Consider the following 19,484-nt stretch of genomic DNA (forward strand, 5'->3'; position numbering starts at 1 on the left):
GGTGTGCTTTCTTTTGTCCGTTTGAGCTCAGGTTTTGTCCGTATAGACTCTTATTTCGTCCGTTAGAGCTCCGGTTTCGTCCGTTCAGACTCTTATTTCGTCCGTTTGAGCTCAGGTTTCGTCCGTTCAGACTCTTATTCGTCCGTTCAGGCTCCGGTTTCGTCCGTTCAGACTCTTATTCGTCCGTTCGAGCTCCGGTTTCGTCCGTTCAGACTCTTATTCGTCCGTTCGAGCTTCGGTTTCGTCCGTTCAGACTCTTATTCGTCCGTTCGAGCTTCGGTTTCGTCCGTTCAGACTCTTATTCGTCCGTTCGGGCTCCGGTTTCGTCCGTTCAGACTCTTATTCGTCCGTTCGAGCTTCGGTTTCGTCCGTTCAGGCTCCGGTTTTGTCCGCTTAGACTTACTTTTTGTACGTATAATTATTTCCAAGTTTCCATTTCAATAGTATAGCATATAGGCTATTATTTCGCCCTTTCTCAAACGAATTATGCCCTACAAAAGTTTCCTCCAACCCCATTAATAAGTGACGTGGGCCTCTTCTGTTCCGCGCCACAAAACGCCACGCACCGTGTCCGATCCGACATGACTCACATCTTATGATCCCTTTGCGACATACTGCTCCTCGCTAATATCTCCATTAGAAGAAGTCAAAGTGACGCTAGGAGCTACATCCGTATCTTGACACAAAGAAAAGCTGCCCAATGAAACTCACATTGGACAGCCTGAAAATCTCTACATAGTTTATTTTTTTAATGCTTGATATAAGAATAAGCTAAAGTGTGCACGGGATACTTCGACACTTGGCTTGAACGTGCCGTCTGGGTAACCAGATGTAATTCCACTTGCAGCAAGTTTTTGAATATCATCAAAAGCCCAATAGCTTGGTAATACATCAGTAAATGTTGTTGATGTTGAAGCTGTTAAATCAAATGCTTCAACTAAAATAGCGGCCATTTGTGCACGAGTTAATGCACCGTCTGGATCAAACTTGTTATTCCCTTTTCCTGACATCACGCCTGCGTTTTCGATTGCAGCAATTTGACGGTAATATGGATGACTAGATGGTACATCCGTAAATTCAGGATTCGAAATATTCGTTGTATCCAGCTTTAATGCATTTGCTAAAAGAATGGCAGCATGTGCACGCGTTAAGGATTTAGTAGGTTTGAAACTTCCATCTGGGTAACCACTAATTATTCCACGCTCAACTAAATAACTGATTTCCTCTTTATATGGATGAGTATTGCCAATATCAGTAAACGTTGGTTTCTCTACTACTTCAGGTGTCTTTACTACAACTTCAATATCTTTAGAAACCGATTTTTTTCCTAAAGTGGCAACTACTTTCCCTTTACCACCCTTACCATTTGATTTAAATACACCAGAACTACTAATTGTTCCGATATCCCCTTCAACTGACCATTTCAATTGGGAAGGTGCGTATACTAAATTATTTCCGCTTGCATCTTTTGCAGTTGCTTTGAATGTCATTGATGCATTTGGTTCAACTTTCGCACTTGAAGAAGAGATTGATAGAGTTGAAGGTGCATCTACTACGCTAAAGTTGATTGTTTGAGCGGCATTGCCATTTTTGATAGTTAAGCTTTCTGAACCTGCATTTACAGCTGTATAACTTAAACCATTCACCGTAACTGTGTTATTTTTTGGTGTGATTATAAAATCTTCTGTTCTCACTGATATAGGATTGTAATGTTCATCTAATAAATATTGTGGCTCCAGTTTAACTGTAGCGCCAACTAAAAGGGTACCGACTTGATCTCGACTAATTTTCATCGTTTTTGCTGCACCAGTTGCCCCAGTACTAATCGCTTCAATTATCGCTGAAATTTTACGTTGTGTTGAACCACCTGCAGGGTTATTCGCTAGCACAACTGTATTGCTTCCATATTTACGAATCCCCATTGTTGTTGAACCGCCGCCATCAAAATTAAGAGCACGGTCAACACCTAGATTTACTAAGTATTTCGCAAATTGTGCAATTGTCATTCCACCATCGACTGTAACAAGATGCACTGTTTGTTTATCATCATCGATTGCAATTGCCGTTCTTTCAGTTACTTGGCTAGCTCGACTACTTGAAGTATTCATCGTCACATTAACTTTACCGTTATAAACTAATAAAGGTCCACTTGCTACTATGTACTCCGCATCTTTCCATTTATTATCGATATTAATTGAGACAGAAATTTCTTCTCCGACTTTAACATTTTTATACTTTTGTAATGCATCACCATTAAATGAAAGAACAAATCCATTACGAGGAATTTTTGAATTTGTTTTATCCCCATATTTACGAATCCCTGTTACTTTCCCTGTAAATGATTGCCCAAATTTCGTTGCTGAGATCGTTTCAGGTGTTTCAACAATGAACTCCATCCCATATTCATTTGTTGGAGTAATTGAGCTGTAATGTTGAGGCGTATATAAAATGCCTTCATTAGCTTCACGAGTTTTATTTAACCCACTAATTTCAGTACTTTCACCTTTATAATTCACGATGATATCACTATCGTAATAATCAATCTCCGCATTTCCATTAGCAGTTATTCCAAAAGCAATAGGTTCACTTACATAATAATCTTTTGTTTCTGAAATCACTTCAGGAGAAACAATATTATTATATTGAGAGATTAAATACATTGGGTAGCCATCACCCATATTGAAGAAGTTGGCATTAATTGCACCCACGACACGATTACCTTCAGCAGAATCTTGATTTGCACGCTGTGTTAGTGTCATTCGCGAGTTAATAGGAGAAGGAATACTTAATTTTAATTTTGTATATGGATTTGCTAAATTCACTTTTAGATGATTAATTGTCTTCTTTGAATATGTATAATTTGAATAATTTACGCCTTGCGATACAGGGTAGGTATTATTCACATCTTGGAAAGCATATCCTTTCTCACCACCACTAAAAGCAAGTGAAAGAGCCAAGACCGAACTAACTACAACTGGAATTTTAAATTTCATAAAAAACTTGCTTCATTTTTTACTACGAAGCAATTCACCTTCCTCTCTTATACAGATATAGTATAAACATATCAAAATTTCCACAATTATTCTATAAGACTATTTTAACTTTAATATTTCAACTATATTACTAAATTTGTAAAAGTGGACTTAATATCATTCCAATGATAGATTCCCATCTTTTTACAAACTTTGATTTAAAAAAAGGCAGCCACTCCAAACTAGAGTGACCGCCATTTTTTATTTATTATCTGATAATTCTCGTTCGAATTTACTTAACTCAAGCATTGGGTAAAGGTTGCGAGTTGCTACATATATTGCAAAGAGCATGAAGTAGAACATGGTATAAACTTTTAATTCCCAAATGTTATACACAACACCTGCAAAACCAGTCGCAAACCAAAGCGCAAACATATATTGAGCAAATGTTGATTTTCGATCCTTCCAGAACATCCAAAGCATTGTTAATAGGAAACCTGCAAATAACAGCACACCAATTGCACCTGTTTCAGCAATTACTTGAATGTATTGGTTATCTGAGTAGAAGTTCTTCCCACCATAAATATCCGAGCGAATTCCATACTCCTCATAAATTGGCGAATCATATGATAGCGTAGCTGAACCACCAAATGTACCAAAACCAGCACCTGTTAATGGATAATCGGATAATACTTCAAAACCTTTTTTAATATAGAATAAACGTCCACTTTGAGTCATTAATTCAATAGTCTCCGAATCAATCGTTTCTTTAAAACGATTACTTAAACCACCAGAGGATACCTCACCATTCGTTTCATTTTCAACCCCTAAATATTGGCTTAATATAACGCCAAAATTCACAGGGAAATAAACGAGGATTAAAGCAACTAAGAAAGTAAGGACCATTTGCTTTAGTATTTTCCAATTGCGTGATATTAACATGAAGAACAAAACAAATACAAACGATGAAATCCAAGTACCACGAGATAGCGTTAGAAGTAGAAGTCCTATAAAGGCAACCTCTGAGATCATAAGAAGTACTTTATATTTTCCGTCTTGGTATACAAAGCGGAGGAAAAACGCTGCACTTACGGCGAAGAACATCACAAGTGCTAATGAGTTTGGGTTATTAACTAAACCATAAATACGTACAAAGTTTGTAGATGATAGCACTTTATCAGACCATGCTTCTGGCATCCACATACTTCGAAGGGAAAGCTTTTCTACAATCCCTTGTACAAATAACACAAACCCTGAAAACACCGTTATCCAAGCAAGTTTTACAAAAAAGTTCCTTGGTAATTTGCTACGACTTAAAATGTAATACAATAGGTACATAATAATGAACGTTCTCACTTGGAACACAATTGATGCAACGGACACACCATTAAGGTAGCCAATAACAGCACCAAAAATTAAAAATAGAAAGAAAAACCATTCGAATTTCTTAAAATGAAACCACGTTTTCCAATGCTTAATATTTAATAGAAGCAATCGAATAAGTACAATGAATGTAATTAAATCCCCGATTAACTTCATTCCCGTATTTAGTTCCGTAAAGAATGAACGGAAAATTACATATGGAATTAATACAACCAAACTTTGGAAGGGTTTAAAGAATGCAAATAGTATAAAGAAAATCGTTGTGCTTACTAACGCGATCGAGGTTGGCAAAAGTGTTGCGGCAATCAGAACGGCAATGGCTAAAATTATTTCGAGCCACTCTTTCCTTCCGATATCTGTTGATATATCTTTCATTGATTTGACTATCCTCTCTTATTTCTATATCTTTTCAGTCATCATTTCCTCTTATTATTCTCAAAGAGTAACTACAATATGTTACAACGAAAATAAGTATAATATGGTTACATTTAGATTACAAACCTTTTAATAGATTTAATTACATCTATTAATTTAAATATAAACTTGTTAAAATGGTAGATGACTGAGAGGAGGTCATCTAGTGTTCAAAAAAATACTCGGACTAGTACTTGCAGGATCAATTACTCTATCAATTGCAGTTCCACAAACATTCGCAAACGATATTAGTAATCATCAAATGAAAACAGAACTAACTTATTGGGCAAATAAAGGTGTAATTTTACCAGATTCAAAAGGAAACTATAATCCAAATAAAATGGTTACACGTGGTGAATTCGCTTCATACATTGCTCGCGCATTAGAATTACCTACTTCTACGAAATACAAATTCTCAGATGTTAAAGGATCTCAATTAATTAGAGAGGTTCAAGCTGCTGCAGGAGCTGGTATTTTAAGTGGTTACCCAGACGGTACGTTTAGACCTAATGATAAAATCACACGTCAACAAATGGCAGGGATGCTATACAACGCTTTAAGATATCTAGATGTTCCATTAGAGGAATCTGCCATTAACTTCAAAGATAAAGACCGTATTTACTACTCCTTTACTAAAGGTGTAGCTACATCTGTTCACTATGACATAATACGTGGTGACAGCTCATTCAAAGATGGAATCTATTTTAAACCAAAAGATTCAGCAACAATTGGACATGCAGCTGCATTTTTATACCGCATGTACTTCAAAGCGGAAGAATTAAAAGATAATCCTGTTGTTGATCCAGAACCACCTGTTGTAAAACCGCCAGTTGTAACACCACCAGCAGTTGATACATCTTTCTATGTAGCAACAATTTCGAAGGGCAATATTACAAAAAACTCTACGAAATATTCATCATTTGAACAAGCTAATTCAGCATATGGCTCTTCTTATAATTTAGTTTATCAAGGTGATAAAATCGTAAAAATGTCAAGTGGTTTGGCATATGCTGCTAAAACTACAGCCAAAACGACATCAGTTTACGCTACTAAAGACTTCAAAAACCAAATCAGTTATGCTGCTGAAGGTGAAGAATTTAAATATATCGGCACTGGCATCAATGATAATAATCAAATTTATGTAATTGTAAAAATCGCTGATGCGGTAGGATATGCAAAACTTGCCGATGTTACTCTTGTACCAACAAGTTTAATTGAAGATCAAAATGATTATTCAGTAAGTAATGGGATATTATCTCATAAAGTTTATAATCAACTAACTAAAAAAGCTGGACGCTATGATGTTGGTCCTGCACCATCATTTATGGTACCAGGAGTGAAATACTACAGTCATGACGGTGTTCATTTCTATAATTCTAGTAATCAATTAGTAGGAACTTATTATCCTTACTTCCAATTTGCTTCAGTTCGCCAACCAAGTAATTATACTGCAGATGAGTTAAATGCAATTATTAACTCAGAACTTGCTAAACGCCAAGCAATGGGTGGCGACTATGTGAATGCAACTTCTACATCTAAATTAATTGGCTTAGGTCCTGTAATGAAAGAAATGGAAGAAAAGTATCACGTTAATGCACTATTCATTCTAGCTGCTGCCATTCATGAAAGTAATTTTGGAATGAGCGACAAAGCCCATAAAATAAATAACTTATTTGGTATTGCAGTGTATGATCATGATGTAGCAAATGCAGGTACAAAATATGATTCACCTGCAGATAGTGTTCGAGCTTTCGTAAATAACGTGTTAAATGTCGGTTACATTCCTCAAGGAAACTATAAAGCTCAAGGTGCTGTACCAGGTAACAAAACTACTGGTATTAACGTTAACTATGCATCCGACCCATATTGGGGAGCAAAAATTGCTGGTCATATGTATCGTATTGACACTGCAAATGGTAATAAAGAATATGGTAAAGGTCGCCTTGCAATGATTGTAAACAATCAATATGCAGTGAATGTGCGTACAGAACCATATGTTGGTGCTACAACTCTTTCTTATTCGTATAAAGTGAAAAACTTAGGAGAATCTGGTGAGTTTGGTTACCCGGTTGTAATTGTTGATGAAACAACAGGTACAGACGGATACATTTGGTACAAAGTATATTCTGATGCAAAAGCTCCAGCAGATTATGTTTGGGTGCGCTCAGATAATGTAAACGTACTTCCAGGATATTAATAGAATGAAAGACTTCTCAGATTGCCACTTAGGCGTTGGGAAGTCTTTTTTTAGGTAGGGGCTTTTAATAATAGAAATGCTTAATTTTTAGGATAGTCTTTAAAATTATAATACCCCTTTCTGCTACTCCTATTCGTCATAACACTAAAGGACTCAGATCAATAAACCCTCCACAAGTTATTTACATTCAAACCATCTTAAAAATTCACTTTTTAGTATTGTAGCCTTCCATATTACACACTTCCTACTTGCTATTTCGCGTTTAAATGCATATAAAAAGTTCCAGTTCAAAAGAAGCCGGAACTTTTTATATGGTATTTTGTTTCGTGTTGCTAAACCTTTATATATTCTCTATTTTTCATCACAAGAAGCATGAGTGTTACTTCCAGATTTCCACACAATTACACCATTATAAAACCATAGCGGCCAACATACCGAAAATAATTAACGGAATGTTATAATGCATAAAGGTAGGTACACACGTATCCCAAATGTGATGATGTTTCCCGTCTGCATTCAATCCAGCAGTCGGACCAAGCGTGCTGTCTGATGCAGGTGATCCTGCATCTCCAAGTGCACCTGCAGTTCCAATTAATGCAGCAGTTGCCAATGGTGAAAAACCAACAGCAGCACAAATAGGGACGAACAAAGCAGCAATAATCGGGATTGTCCCGAACGAAGATCCGATACCCATTGTAATTAATAGACCAATTAGAAGCATGATGAATGCAATAATCAATTTATTATCTCCTAAGATCCCAGATGCAGATTGTACCAGATCTTCAACAGCACCAGTCTCTTTCAATATAGTTGCGTATCCGGAGGCGATTAACATTACAAATGCAATCATGCCCATCATAGTAACTCCTTCATTAACAACCTTTTCCCCTCCCTTAAACGGGACAACAGCGAATATAACGAGAAGAATAATCCCCGTAAGTGCTCCCAAAACAAGAGAATCAGTTAAAAGTTGTACAATAAGTGCAGCGATAATTGAAACAATCGTAAGGACGTGACGGTATGTGAAAGACAGATCATCTTCTACTGATGCCGCGATTTCATTAATCACCTCTTGATTCCCAACAGGTAGTTCCCTGTCTGACCGGTAAGTAATAAAAATCGAAAACAATAAGCCTACAATCATGCCTAGACCTGGTATTAACATAGCGTAAGTAACTGATGAAAGAGGGATTTCCATACCACTTGCTTTCATTTCATCGGCAATGATTCCATGGAATATTAGCCCAAACCCTGCTGGAATCATTATATATGGTGCCTTCAATCCAAACGTTAACGCGGTTGCAACACTTCTACGGTCCACCTTCATTTTATCGAACAAATGAAGCAAAGGAGGAATTAAGATTGGAATAAAGGCAATATGGATTGGAACAACGTTTTGAGATAAGCAAGCAACGCCTGCAATTGTTAATAACATAATTGAACGTTTTCCTTTTAAAACTTTTACAAGTTTTTTCACAAGAAATCCAGTAATCTCCGAATAACTAATCATTACAGCAAATATTCCGAGCAAAATATAACTTAATGCCGTATTTGCTTGTCCACCCATTCCTGAGATGAGCATATTCGTCGTTTCAGATAGTGTTAAGCCTTCCATAACACCAGCAACACCGGCCGCTATTAGTATTGCAAACATCACATTTACACGAAGCAAACTTAAGACTGACATGACGATAACCGAAACAACTACTGCATTTAATAACATCCAACCACCCTTTCCTTTTACCTCTTCTGTTAAAATATTCGGATAATTATAGACTAAAAGACATTCACTTTAAATCCGACAAAATACTAAATGACGCTAAATTTTATTCTAGTTCACTTATTTTTTACTATATTTATATAGGTGGTAAAGATGGTTACCCATCGTTATCTTACACTATCAAAAGGGTTAGAGATGGGGCATGGAAAGAGTTAGTAATTTATCTTCAAGTAACTATTTATCAACTCATCCCTTAGCTCCTTGCACTAAGCTCATTTCCCCATCATAAACCTTTCAATCTAACCTGATCTACCTTGTTATTCTATATCTCTACTAATAAAAGGAATTTTTTTCTTCACATTATTAAATTGAAAAGATCCACTCTTTAACCAGTTATTCATAGCCTCTATATCCTTAGAAAACACGCGGTCTGCATTAATATACGGAACGATTTTTCTACCATTCTCTAAAAATTTGCTTGTCGCTGTAGACATTTTTTCTTTCCCACGAATTTCTGCAGCCTGTAACCCACAAATGGCTTCAATCGCTAACACTCGACGTGTATTTGTAATTACTTGATATGCATGTCTTGATCCAATCGTCCCCATACTTACATGATCCTCTTGGTTCGCTGATGAAGGAATAGAATCAACACTTGCTGGATGAGCTAACGTTTTATTTTCAGATACTAGTGATGCTGCGACATACTGCATAATCATCGCCCCAGACTGTAATCCCGGTTCAGGACTTAAAAACGGTGGTAAATCATTTAATTGTGGATTTACAAGTCGTTCTATTCGGCGTTCTGAAATATTTGCTAGTTCTGCTACAGCAATCGCTAAAAAATCCATAGCAAATGCAATCGGCTGCCCGTGGAAGTTACCACCAGATAAAACTTTCTCACCATTATCAAAAATTAACGGATTATCCGTTGCAGCATTCATTTCAATTTCTAACTTTTCCTTCACATAGTTTAATGTCTGCCATGTTGCTCCATGTACTTGGGGAATACAACGGATTGAGTATGCATCCTGTACACGAAGTTCTCCTTGCCTTGTTGTTAAAGAACTATCTGCTAAATAGGAACGTATACGCTCTGCCACTTCCACTTGTTCTCTATATCCACGAGCCAGCTGAATGTCTTCGTCAAATGCATCAATAATACCACGTAGCCCCTCAATTGTTACCGATGCAATTAGTTCCGTTTGGTAAGCTAATTTTTCTGCTTCTAAGTATGCAATAACACCCATTGCAGTCATCGCCTGTGTTCCATTTATAAGCGCTAATCCTTCTTTTGCCGTTAATGTAATCGGGAAAATCGCTTCTTTCTTTAGTGCATGGATTGCAGATGTAATCTCCCCTTTATAGAACACTTCTCCTTCACCAATTAACACTAAGGCTAAATGTGAAAGTGGAGCTAAATCACCACTAGCACCTAGTGATCCTTGCTGAGGTATTACCGGATGTATCCCTGCATTTAATAGCTCTAGCAATCTTTCAATAACAACAGGACGTACTCCAGAGAAGCCCTTTAATAATGCATTTGCTCGAAGAAGAATCATCGCGCGTGAAACAACTTCTGGGAAAGGTTCTCCAACCCCGCAAGCATGGGAACGAATTAAATTTAGCTGAAGCGATTCCACATCATCTTTACTGATCAACACATCACTAAATTTTCCAAATCCTGTTGTAATACCGTAAACAATTCGTTCTTCCGAAACGATTTTTTCAACCGCTTTTCGACTTTCTAGAACTTTTCTCATACTATCCTCAGAATAAACGACTTTTTCTCCATCAAATAATACCTTTCGTACCTCTGAAAATGTAAGTGTTTGACCATTTAATGTAACCATGATTTTGTCTCCCTTCAAATTCCTATAGTTAAATTTTCACTTAATAAAAAAGAGGACTATATCAATGAAATCACTAAAAAAAGTGATTTCTTGATATAGCCCCCTATTAACTAAATACCTATGGGCAAATTATATGTGATTAATGCCTAAACCAATTGTTTCATGCTCAGATCCTTTTACAGGTGCGCCAATTGTACCGTATAAGGAAACAGCAATCCAATCGCCCTCTTGCTTATTGTCATAAGGGTTTCCCCTTAAAACAGCAAATGATAAGCCAACTGTTCTTAATACAGATCCTATTTGAACTTGGCCTCTTGTTACACCACTTAACGCTTCAATAATCGCATGGTATAGGGCATGGGATTCACGATATACGTCTGATTGGATAATCCCATTTTTCTTAGCCGCTGTTTCTATTGCAGCAACTACTTTATGCGCATCCATCGATCCGACTTTTCCTGTGCAACTCTTCCAATTCAACTGCTTAATCATTGCCAATTGATCAGCTGTATCGTCAGATAGCAAAAGTAGGATGGCATGTTTACCGATACGACAATCATTTTTCAATGCCATTTAAACAACTCTCTCTTTTTATAAATACCTTTAAATAACTAGATTAATATTCTAATGTCTAATAACTAATTTGATTGTAAACGCTTCAATAATGAGTGTCAATCGTATTTTTGAAAATTTTAAAAAATAAGTAAATTGAATTGCCATTAACAGATAATCTATATTTTCATAAAAAAAGAGAAGTGCTACAAGAGCATCTTCTCCAAAAAAATATTATATGTAAGACTTACTAACAACAATTGCTTATGTAAATTCAAATATTTTTATTAACGAGTTAAGCGATCAATGAAGGCATTGATATGTTTGTGTGTTACATTATCGTTTACAGCAAACGTCCCGTCGCCTTTTCCAACTGTAATTTTGTTAGAAGAAAGAATTGAGACACCTTGATATGCCCAATGTTTTTTCGGAACATCCGTAAATTGTTCCGCTTCCCCTTGCAATTTTAAATCAAAAGCACCAACTAACACATATGATAATTGTCCGCGAGTGATTGGTGAACTTGGTTTAAAGTTTCCTTTTTCATCTCCGTTAAATGCTCCGATTTTATATAGTGCTGTAACTGCCCCAGCATATTTAGAATCTGGTTTTACATCATTGAAAGGCGAATTCGTATCAGAAGTATCTAGTCCTAATGCTTCTGCAAGTTGTATTGCGACTTGACCACGTGAAGCGTAAATATTGAAATCAATAGCTGCTGATTTTACTTCAGCTACTTCAGTTGTTGAGAAATTCGCGATACGTTTTGCCCCAATATAACGACTTCCCCAATAGTACCGGTCATCAATGTTATCGATATCTACACCTGAACTTGATGTTGCAGAAATAAATTTCCCACTTCCTAAATAAATCCCTACGTGAGAAATACCTGATCCAGAAGTGTTAAAGAATACTAGATCTCCCGCTTTTAAATTCTTTTTTGAAACAGGAGTTCCTTGTGTATATTGTGCGCGTGATGTACGCTCTAATGAATAGCCTAACTTTGAAAATACTAATCTTGTATATGCTGAGCAATCAATTCCTGTATTTGTACTTGTTCCACCATAACGATATGGAACGCCTAAATATTGTTTTGCTGTACTTTGTAGTTCAGAAATTGTCGCTGCTTCTACTTCATTTTCGTCTAATGCACCTATACCTGTAAATATCATGAATGATGCAAAAATTGGTAGTAACCATCTTTTCTTCAATTTCAAAACTCCTTCCAGAAAGCCCGTGCCGTTTTATTTGCTAAATATAGACTATCATAGAAAGAAGTGTTGTTATTTTTCAATTCAGTAACTATTACTATAAAACAGAAAAGACAGAATATAGTCACTTAACTAGTAAATTTGTGCATATTCGACAGAACCATTTCCTCCAAATAATACCTCGTAATATGTTTGTAACAAGATGTGTATTATTTACCAAAAACTTAACTAATATGTGGTTGAATCTTATAGGAAATCCCATTAAGATTACAGCCATTTTTTAATATATTACTTAACAATAACATATTTTTTATTTAATAAAATTCCTATGTAAAAAGCCTTGTCATATTTGACAAGGCAAGGAATTACAGTGCATCCATATGTATTGGACCACTTGGTAAATATTGTGTTAAATTTAGCTCTTCTAACCCGTTTTTAATTTCCTCTGTATAACCAAAATTGTTAACTGATAAATATCCAGCTTTTGAAGCAATTAACTCTTCTACCACAGGTAAATTTGATTTGTCGATTTCACTCCATAGTCGGTAAGATTTTATTAAATCCTCTAATGTGAGATGTTGATAATCTTCTCCCACAAAGTTTCCATCTTTATCGACTTTATACCATAGATCTCCGTTTGGACGTATCCACTTGTCCTTTTCTTTCGCAATTGCCGTTTGGATGGCTTTCGCTGTTTCCAGGTAGATTGGTTCGTTAAAATCTTGATAAGCAATTAATAGTAAATTCATTCCACCTAAAACGTGATTCATTGACGAATGTGTTTTTTGCTTTTGCTCCTCAACAACCGGAAAATAATCAGAAATATAATAGGATTCCTGGTCCACCGGAATGATATTTCCCTGCTTCTTTTGTGAAACTAGTAAATCTGCATAATTTCTTAATGGTTCCTTGTAATCAGGTACTTTTAACTTCTCTCCAATATTGTAATAAAATAAAGCAATCTGCTCATTAAACCGTGTATCAATAAAAGGTGCCGTAATGCCATACAAATCTTTTAAATAGGTACTTGTCACTTCTGTTTCCCAATACTTTTGATCCTCTTTAAATTTTTCAAGATTTACGAAGGAGTTGTTAATTAGGTTTTCGAAATATCGATCGCCTTGCTGTTCGAAAAGCTCTAATGCCCTATTTTCTTTTACTAACAGCAAACTTCTCCCAAATCCTTGATAAGATTCTGGCATTGGTTCAGTCGAGCTTACCATCCGGTTATAAGGGCCTTCTGCTGTATACCACTTGTTTCGTTTTTTATAGTTGGAAGCAGATTCTATCATCCACTTGTTCATATTTTCATCAGAACGGAAAAGCTTTTCATCTGAATCCATATACCAAGTATCAACGATGTCTTTCCCTTTTGAGGCTAATGTGTAAAAGACATATATATCTTTTCCCTTTGAATATAAAGAAATAGCTTCTTCTTCTGCGAGTAATTCCCGCATAACACTTTCTCCACCATCATCATAGCGCTGTTCCAATTCTTTAGAACGATAAGCTTGTCCAACCATTCGTTCACCTACAAGGCCCTCACTATTTTCCATACGTAATAAACCAGTAGGATAAGTCGATAAATTATAGTTTTCTTTATCATCAGGGTTTTTCTTTATAGGGTAACGATCGAATCGATAAATTTGAAACTTTGATAAATTAGGCTCAATTTGAAAAAGGTTGACCGTTATTTCTTTTTTTGATGGATTATCCAATGTTGAAAAGACAAATTGATCCCCATTGGTAAATTTTCTGACCGTAACATCTAGATTTGCCCCTCGTGAACCTCCAATTTCATAGCGATAAATCGTATCTGTTGCCATACCGTATGTAACAGTATCCTTTCCCTTTTTCTCTATTTTTTCTTCAGTTTGGATGAATAAAGGAGTTTCATCTTCTGTTATTTGCTCGACTTTCATTTTTTTATTATCTAGAAAAAACCATTCTGAGTCTTTAAATAAGTCACTTGCCATTGCAATCGTTGAATTTCTTACGTCACTAGCAAAGCTTAAAATTAATAAGATTGAAGACACTAAAATGATGGACATGAAATAGAATTTTAGTGGTATTTTTTTTATCATCCGATTATAGTACCTCACATTTCGAGCAATTCTTCTTACACTAATAAAATGCTCTAAGGTACACCATTTAAAACCATTTTCTCAAAATTTTATTAAATTGAATTGTTCGAACTAAACTTGCTCCATAAATTGAGTAGAACCTACAAATGTTTGTGGGGGTTTATGTGCGAGTTTCATGACTTTATGTGCGACTTCGGGGGCTTTATGTGCGACTTAACGAACTTTACGTGCGCTTTTCCAGACTATACGTGCGGCATACTAATTCCAATATTCACCAGTAAAATAACATCCCCAAGTTACTATCAGCAATAAAAAAACCCCAAAAGCACAAAGCTTTGGAGGTTTGAGATTATTGTTTTTGATAGTATTTTTCAATACCGTTGTAGATCGATTGCGCAAATTTCTCAACATATGTACTGTTTACTAGTTTTGCACGATCCTCACTGTTAGAAATGAAACCTAGTTCTACTAATACAGATGGAATAATCATATTACGTACAACATAATAAGGTGTATTTCTAACACCACGATTATCCATATTTGCATTACGAACAATTTCACTATTAATGTAAGTTGCTAGGTCGATATCTTCTTTGTACATATCGCCTGATGAAACCGTATAGTAAGTTTCAGTTCCTTTAGCAGAAGCACTGCTTGCAGAGTTGACATGAATACTTACGAAGATTTCACCGTAATTTTTACTTGTAATATCAACACGATCTTGTAGTGTTGGGTACGTATCCCCAGTACGAGTCATTACAACTTTCGCACCTGCATCTTCAAGCTTTTGTTGTACAAGTTTTCCAACCTTCAGTACAATTGCTTTTTCATAATATGATGAGTAACCTGTTCCAGGGTCTTTACCACCGTGACCTGGGTCAAGAACAATGACGCGATCTTTTAAGACACTACCAGATTGGTTTAATAGTTTTAAATAGGATTTATGTGTATATCCTTCAATATTTCCTGAACTAATTTTTGCCCAATAACCAGATACACTATGGACAACAACACGATCACCTGTATTTAACGTACCAATTGATTTATAGCTTGAACTTGGACCCGTTCTAATTCGTAAATCATCAACTGTTACACGTCCAATAACATTACCAGAAACTGTTTCACCTGGTGATGGAGTTGGATTTGGCGTTGGTTTTTCAACTACTTCGCTAGAGACGAATTTTGCATATTTTTTATTGATATAGCCTAATTTATTATTATATGAAACGCCATACCAATAATTGTCTGCCTCAAATACATCTAGTACAGTACCTGCATTAACTTGTCCTAATTTGTTCGTAGTAGATGTGCCAACTTTTGTGCTTCTTACAGGTATACTTGATGTAAGTGTGGCCTGTCCAATTTTCTTACTAGCGTCTGGAGCTGGTTTTGCAGCTGGTGTTGGTTGAGCTGGTTGTTGAGGTTCTACGTCTTGACCATTCTTATTGATATAATTTGCATGTTTTTTATTGATATAACCTAATTGGTTTTTATATGAAACAGTATACCAATATGGATCTTCCTCAAAGACATATAAAACTTCACCAGTAGCTACTTTTCCTAAAACATTAGTTGGAATTGTACCATTCTTTGAACTTCTTACTGGTAAATTATTAAGTGTTACTTTTACTTGGCCAATGGCATCGTCTGTATTAGGCGCATTCACAGGTTTTTCAATTTCTTGGTTAAGAACATTTGCATATTGTTTTGATATGTAAGCGTATTGATTTTTATAAGAAACTTTATACCATCCATTTTCTTCCCCATATAAATCGAGAACTGTTCCTGCATCAACTTGTCCAATTTTATTTGTTGAAATGGACGCATCAGCGGAACTTCTAATATTTAGATTATCAACTGTTACTTTTACTTTTCCGATTGCATCAGATGTAACACCTTGAACGTCTGGGTTTACTCTAAATGAAGAATTCTTTGCACGTGCAAGATACATAGCAAAATCTCCACGAGTTAACGCTTTAGTTGGCTCAATTTTAGTAGTATCTCCATCTAAAATGCCGTAGTAATATAGCGCACTAATATATTTGTAATATGGGCTCGATTTAGATACATCCGTAAACGGTACGGTAGAATTAGCATACTTCGCTGTATCCAACTTAAATGCTTTTGCAAGCATGTAACTTGTTTCATTTAACGTAAAGGTATTATTCGGGTTAAACTTACCATCAGCTGATAATTCAACAAATCCCAATTTCTTTACTCTTTCAGCATATTCTGATATTGTTGTGCCAATTTTTACATCTTTAAAACTTGAACGAGATACTTTCAATGTTTGGTAACCTAACGCATTCACAACCATTATGGAAGCTTGTGTCTTTGTTACTGCATTTTCTGGCTTAAAGTAACGCGTTCCGTCAACTAAATACCCAGAAGTCACTCCCAAATCTACTAAATAGTTTACTTCATCATAGGCTTCATGTGATGAAGGAATATCTCCAAATTGAGTACTAGCGCTTGCTTTTTGTCCTCCACAGATCGAAACAGACATACATAAGACAAGCATCCAGCTAGCTGTTTTCTTCATATTCATTTTTGTCATGTGCCTCCCTTCCATAACTCCCTCTAGTTTATCAAATATAGAAATTAATTACACTAGACTATTTTCACATATTCGTTAAAAATCGACATCACCACCTTAAAAGAAAAGGAGAGTTGCGTCGCCGCAAACTCCCCTTATAAAATATTAATCTATCAATTCGTCGGAAGGTTAAAAGAAGAATTATTTTAAAGCTGCTGCTCTATTAATGAATACTTCTAGTTGTTTTAATGTTACATGATCATTGCTTCCAAATTTGCCATTACCAATACCCGATGTAATGCCATTTGAAGCTAAGATTGATACTGCTTCAGCAGCATAATCAGGAACGTCTGAAAATGACTTTTTCTGGTTACCTTGTTTTAGATCAAATGCTTTCACTAAAACTAATGCAACTTGTGCACGTGTAATAGGTGAAGATGGATTATATTTTCCATTAGAATCACCAGTGAAGATCCCTTCTTCTTTCATTGCTGCAATCGCACCTGCATATTTATGTGTCGATTTAACATCAGAGAAGCCAGTTTCTGTACTTGATGTATCTAATTTTAATGCCTTCGCTAATTGGTTTCCTACCTCAGCACGAGAAGCGTATACGCTAAAATCGATTGCTGCATCTTTAACTTCAGCATCACTTAACTTTGCTACACGTTTAGCACCGATGTAACGAGAGCCCCAGTAATAAGGATCATTAATACTATCAACTGTTACACCATCACTAGTTGCTGCACTGATCATGTTGCCATTGCCGATGTAAATTCCAACATGTGAAACACCGCTACCGCTTGTGTTGAAGAATACTAAATCTCCAACTTGTAAGTTAGATTTAGAAACAGATGTACCTTGTTGGTATTGTCCACCTGATGTACGGTTTAACTTCACGCCTAATTCTGCAAAGACTTTAGATGTGAATCCAGAACAATCCGTACCATTTTTAGAAGAACCACCATAAACGTATGGAGTACCCTTCCATTGTAATGCAATGTCCTTTAGTTCATCTGTCGAAGCAGCTTCAGCTTGATCATCTGGTGTAGCTGTAAATAACATAAATGCTGCGAATATTGGTAGTAACCATCTTTTTTTCATACAAATTCTCCTTCCGACCGACACGTTCTCTCTTTTTTTAACCTGTTAATAGATTAACATAATTTATATCTTTCTAACTTTTCATTTATGTAACAGTTTTCATAGATTCTTCCAACACAAAGAAAACGCTGATATATCAACGTTTCCGTGATAATCAGCGTTAATTCTGAAAATATAGATTACTATTTTTGTCTATTCTTGTAACATTCGTGTAACATTAGTAAGTCTTCTATTTACTAGCAAACAATTGAACCCAATAGATTGTCCCATCACTAGACTTCTTAATACCTACACCTAAATTCGTATATTGTGGCCGTAATATATTAGCACGATGCCCCTCAGATGCCATCCATGCCTTTACGACTTCGCTCGGTGATGGGTAATTTCTCGCAATGTTCTCTCCAAGGCTTGAGAATTCATAATCAAATAATGAAGCTAAGTCCCAAGGTTGTTCATAATAAGGTGAGTAGTGGTTGAAATAATTACGATTCACAAAATCTCTTGCCTTAATTACCGCGATTTGTGACAAGTCTTGGTCCTCTATAAGGGCTGGTAAATCCTCTTTTTTTCGCTCTACATTGACAAGTCTTACTACCTCAGTTGCCCACTGTTTCGAGTAATTAACTGTTTCAATGTAATGTTTTGATAAACTATCGTAAATGAGACGCTTGTCTTGTATTTTACCTTTAAATTCAAGTGCTCGGCAGATCATTACAGCTAATTGGGCTCTCGTTACATTTCGTTGAGGTGCGAAATTCACACCGTCAACTGCCCCTACTATACCAAGATCAGCTAATGATTCTATTTGGCTCTTTGCCCAGAAGCCTTTCTTTACATCTTTAAAATGTTTTCGGTTAACTGAGTCTGCTTCAACTTGATAAGCATTAACCATCATTATTGTAAATTGAGCCCTTGTTAAATTACTTTGGGGCTTAAATTCTTCTGTATCATTTACAATGCCTGCCTTTGCTAGTTGGCAAACTGCATTGTAGTACGGAGCACTTGGGTCAACATCTGTAAACTTAGGTTCGTAAGTACATGCTTGATCTAGATTAAGTGAACGAGCAATTGTGAGAGCTGCCTCTGCTCTTGTTACTTTTAAATTTGGTTGAAAACTATTACTAGATGTCCCCGTCATATAATTCAATGAAGTCATTTTCATAATTTCCTTATAAGCAAAATGAGTCTCCTTGACATCCTTATATGGAGTTTCAGCTTGGCTTGCTGCATGTGTCACCGAGACATTTGCAAATGCAAAGGCTGTAAGTAGGAAAACAACACTTATCAATTTTTTCAACATGCCACTTCCCCCTGTAAGTCTACTAGCAACAAGCTAATAGACGATTTATAGTTAAAATCTAGTTGATGATTGGAATACTTCAAAATAAGAATCTTAATAGTTATACAAAAAAACTACCTCAAAATCAATAGAAATTTGAGACAGTTTTTGGGATTCGA

The 19,484-nt window shown here is 36.0% G+C and carries 11 protein-coding genes; 1 reads left to right on the top strand and 10 read right to left on the bottom strand.

Annotated features, from left to right (window positions below):
* Positions 1-740 precede the first annotated feature (740 nt).
* A complete protein-coding gene (locus JOD29_RS06150; protein ID WP_124763760.1) occupies positions 741-2,993 on the bottom strand; it encodes an S-layer homology domain-containing protein in 2,253 nt (750 codons plus the stop codon).
* Between the two features lie 240 nt (positions 2,994-3,233).
* Positions 3,234-4,730: an O-antigen ligase family protein gene (locus tag JOD29_RS06155; RefSeq protein ID WP_124763761.1), complete on the bottom strand. Its 1,497-nt coding sequence runs from the start codon at positions 4,728-4,730 to the stop codon at positions 3,234-3,236.
* Positions 4,731-4,935: 205 nt separating this feature from the next.
* Between JOD29_RS06155 and JOD29_RS06160 the strand changes: the two genes are divergently transcribed.
* The gene (locus tag JOD29_RS06160; protein WP_124763762.1) at positions 4,936-6,966 is read left to right on the top strand and encodes an S-layer homology domain-containing protein; all 2,031 of its coding nucleotides are present in this window, start codon (positions 4,936-4,938) and stop codon (positions 6,964-6,966) included.
* A gap of 409 nt (positions 6,967-7,375) precedes the next feature.
* Here JOD29_RS06160 and JOD29_RS06165 read toward each other — a convergent pair whose 3' ends face one another.
* The 8 genes from JOD29_RS06165 to JOD29_RS06200 all read right to left on the bottom strand — a co-directional run bounded on the left by JOD29_RS06165 (position 7,376) and on the right by JOD29_RS06200 (position 19,326).
* The gene (locus tag JOD29_RS06165) at positions 7,376-8,689 is read right to left on the bottom strand and encodes a Na+/H+ antiporter family protein (protein ID WP_124763763.1); all 1,314 of its coding nucleotides are present in this window, start codon (positions 8,687-8,689) and stop codon (positions 7,376-7,378) included.
* Positions 8,690-9,003: 314 nt separating this feature from the next.
* Positions 9,004-10,539 carry a histidine ammonia-lyase gene (gene hutH / locus JOD29_RS06170; RefSeq protein ID WP_124763764.1) on the bottom strand — a complete coding sequence of 512 codons (1,536 nt, stop codon included), beginning with the start codon at positions 10,537-10,539 and terminating at the stop codon, positions 9,004-9,006.
* Positions 10,540-10,668: 129 nt separating this feature from the next.
* Positions 10,669-11,112 (bottom strand): hut operon transcriptional regulator HutP, encoded by a 444-nt coding sequence (gene hutP, locus JOD29_RS06175; protein WP_124763765.1) that lies wholly within the window; start codon positions 11,110-11,112, stop codon positions 10,669-10,671.
* A 266-nt stretch (positions 11,113-11,378) separates the two neighbouring features.
* Positions 11,379-12,302 carry a C40 family peptidase gene (locus tag JOD29_RS06180; RefSeq protein ID WP_124763766.1) on the bottom strand — a complete coding sequence of 308 codons (924 nt, stop codon included), beginning with the start codon at positions 12,300-12,302 and terminating at the stop codon, positions 11,379-11,381.
* Between the two features lie 365 nt (positions 12,303-12,667).
* The gene (locus JOD29_RS06185) at positions 12,668-14,386 is read right to left on the bottom strand and encodes an S-layer homology domain-containing protein (protein ID WP_124763767.1); all 1,719 of its coding nucleotides are present in this window, start codon (positions 14,384-14,386) and stop codon (positions 12,668-12,670) included.
* A gap of 349 nt (positions 14,387-14,735) precedes the next feature.
* Complete coding sequence (locus JOD29_RS06190) at positions 14,736-16,943, bottom strand: N-acetylmuramoyl-L-alanine amidase (protein ID WP_158610530.1); 2,208 nt, start codon at positions 16,941-16,943, stop codon at positions 14,736-14,738.
* A gap of 180 nt (positions 16,944-17,123) precedes the next feature.
* Positions 17,124-18,026 carry a C40 family peptidase gene (locus JOD29_RS06195; protein WP_124763769.1) on the bottom strand — a complete coding sequence of 301 codons (903 nt, stop codon included), beginning with the start codon at positions 18,024-18,026 and terminating at the stop codon, positions 17,124-17,126.
* A 229-nt stretch (positions 18,027-18,255) separates the two neighbouring features.
* On the bottom strand, positions 18,256-19,326 hold the full coding sequence (locus tag JOD29_RS06200; protein WP_124763770.1) for a CAP and S-layer homology domain-containing protein: 1,071 nt from the start codon (positions 19,324-19,326) through the stop codon (positions 18,256-18,258).
* Between the last annotated feature and the right edge of the window lie 158 nt (positions 19,327-19,484).

Source organism: Lysinibacillus composti, assembly GCF_016908465.1.
GTDB lineage: Bacteria > Bacillota > Bacilli > Bacillales_A > Planococcaceae > Ureibacillus > Ureibacillus composti_A.

Excerpts from the sequence above, each read along its gene's own strand:
- JOD29_RS06200 (WP_124763770.1), bottom strand. The coding sequence starts at position 19,326 with ATGTTGAAAAAATTGATAAGTGTTGTTTTCCTACTTACAGCCTTTGCA.
- JOD29_RS06185 (WP_124763767.1), bottom strand. The coding sequence starts at position 14,386 with ATGATAAAAAAAATACCACTAAAATTCTATTTCATGTCCATCATTTTA.
- JOD29_RS06195 (WP_124763769.1), bottom strand. The coding sequence starts at position 18,026 with ATGAAAAAAAGATGGTTACTACCAATATTCGCAGCATTTATGTTATTT.
- hutH (WP_124763764.1), bottom strand. The coding sequence starts at position 10,539 with ATGGTTACATTAAATGGTCAAACACTTACATTTTCAGAGGTACGAAAG.
- hutP (WP_124763765.1), bottom strand. The coding sequence starts at position 11,112 with ATGGCATTGAAAAATGATTGTCGTATCGGTAAACATGCCATCCTACTT.
- JOD29_RS06155 (WP_124763761.1), bottom strand. The coding sequence starts at position 4,730 with ATGAAAGATATATCAACAGATATCGGAAGGAAAGAGTGGCTCGAAATA.
- JOD29_RS06150 (WP_124763760.1), bottom strand. The coding sequence starts at position 2,993 with ATGAAATTTAAAATTCCAGTTGTAGTTAGTTCGGTCTTGGCTCTTTCA.
- JOD29_RS06190 (WP_158610530.1), bottom strand. The coding sequence starts at position 16,943 with ATGACAAAAATGAATATGAAGAAAACAGCTAGCTGGATGCTTGTCTTA.
- JOD29_RS06165 (WP_124763763.1), bottom strand. The coding sequence starts at position 8,689 with ATGTTATTAAATGCAGTAGTTGTTTCGGTTATCGTCATGTCAGTCTTA.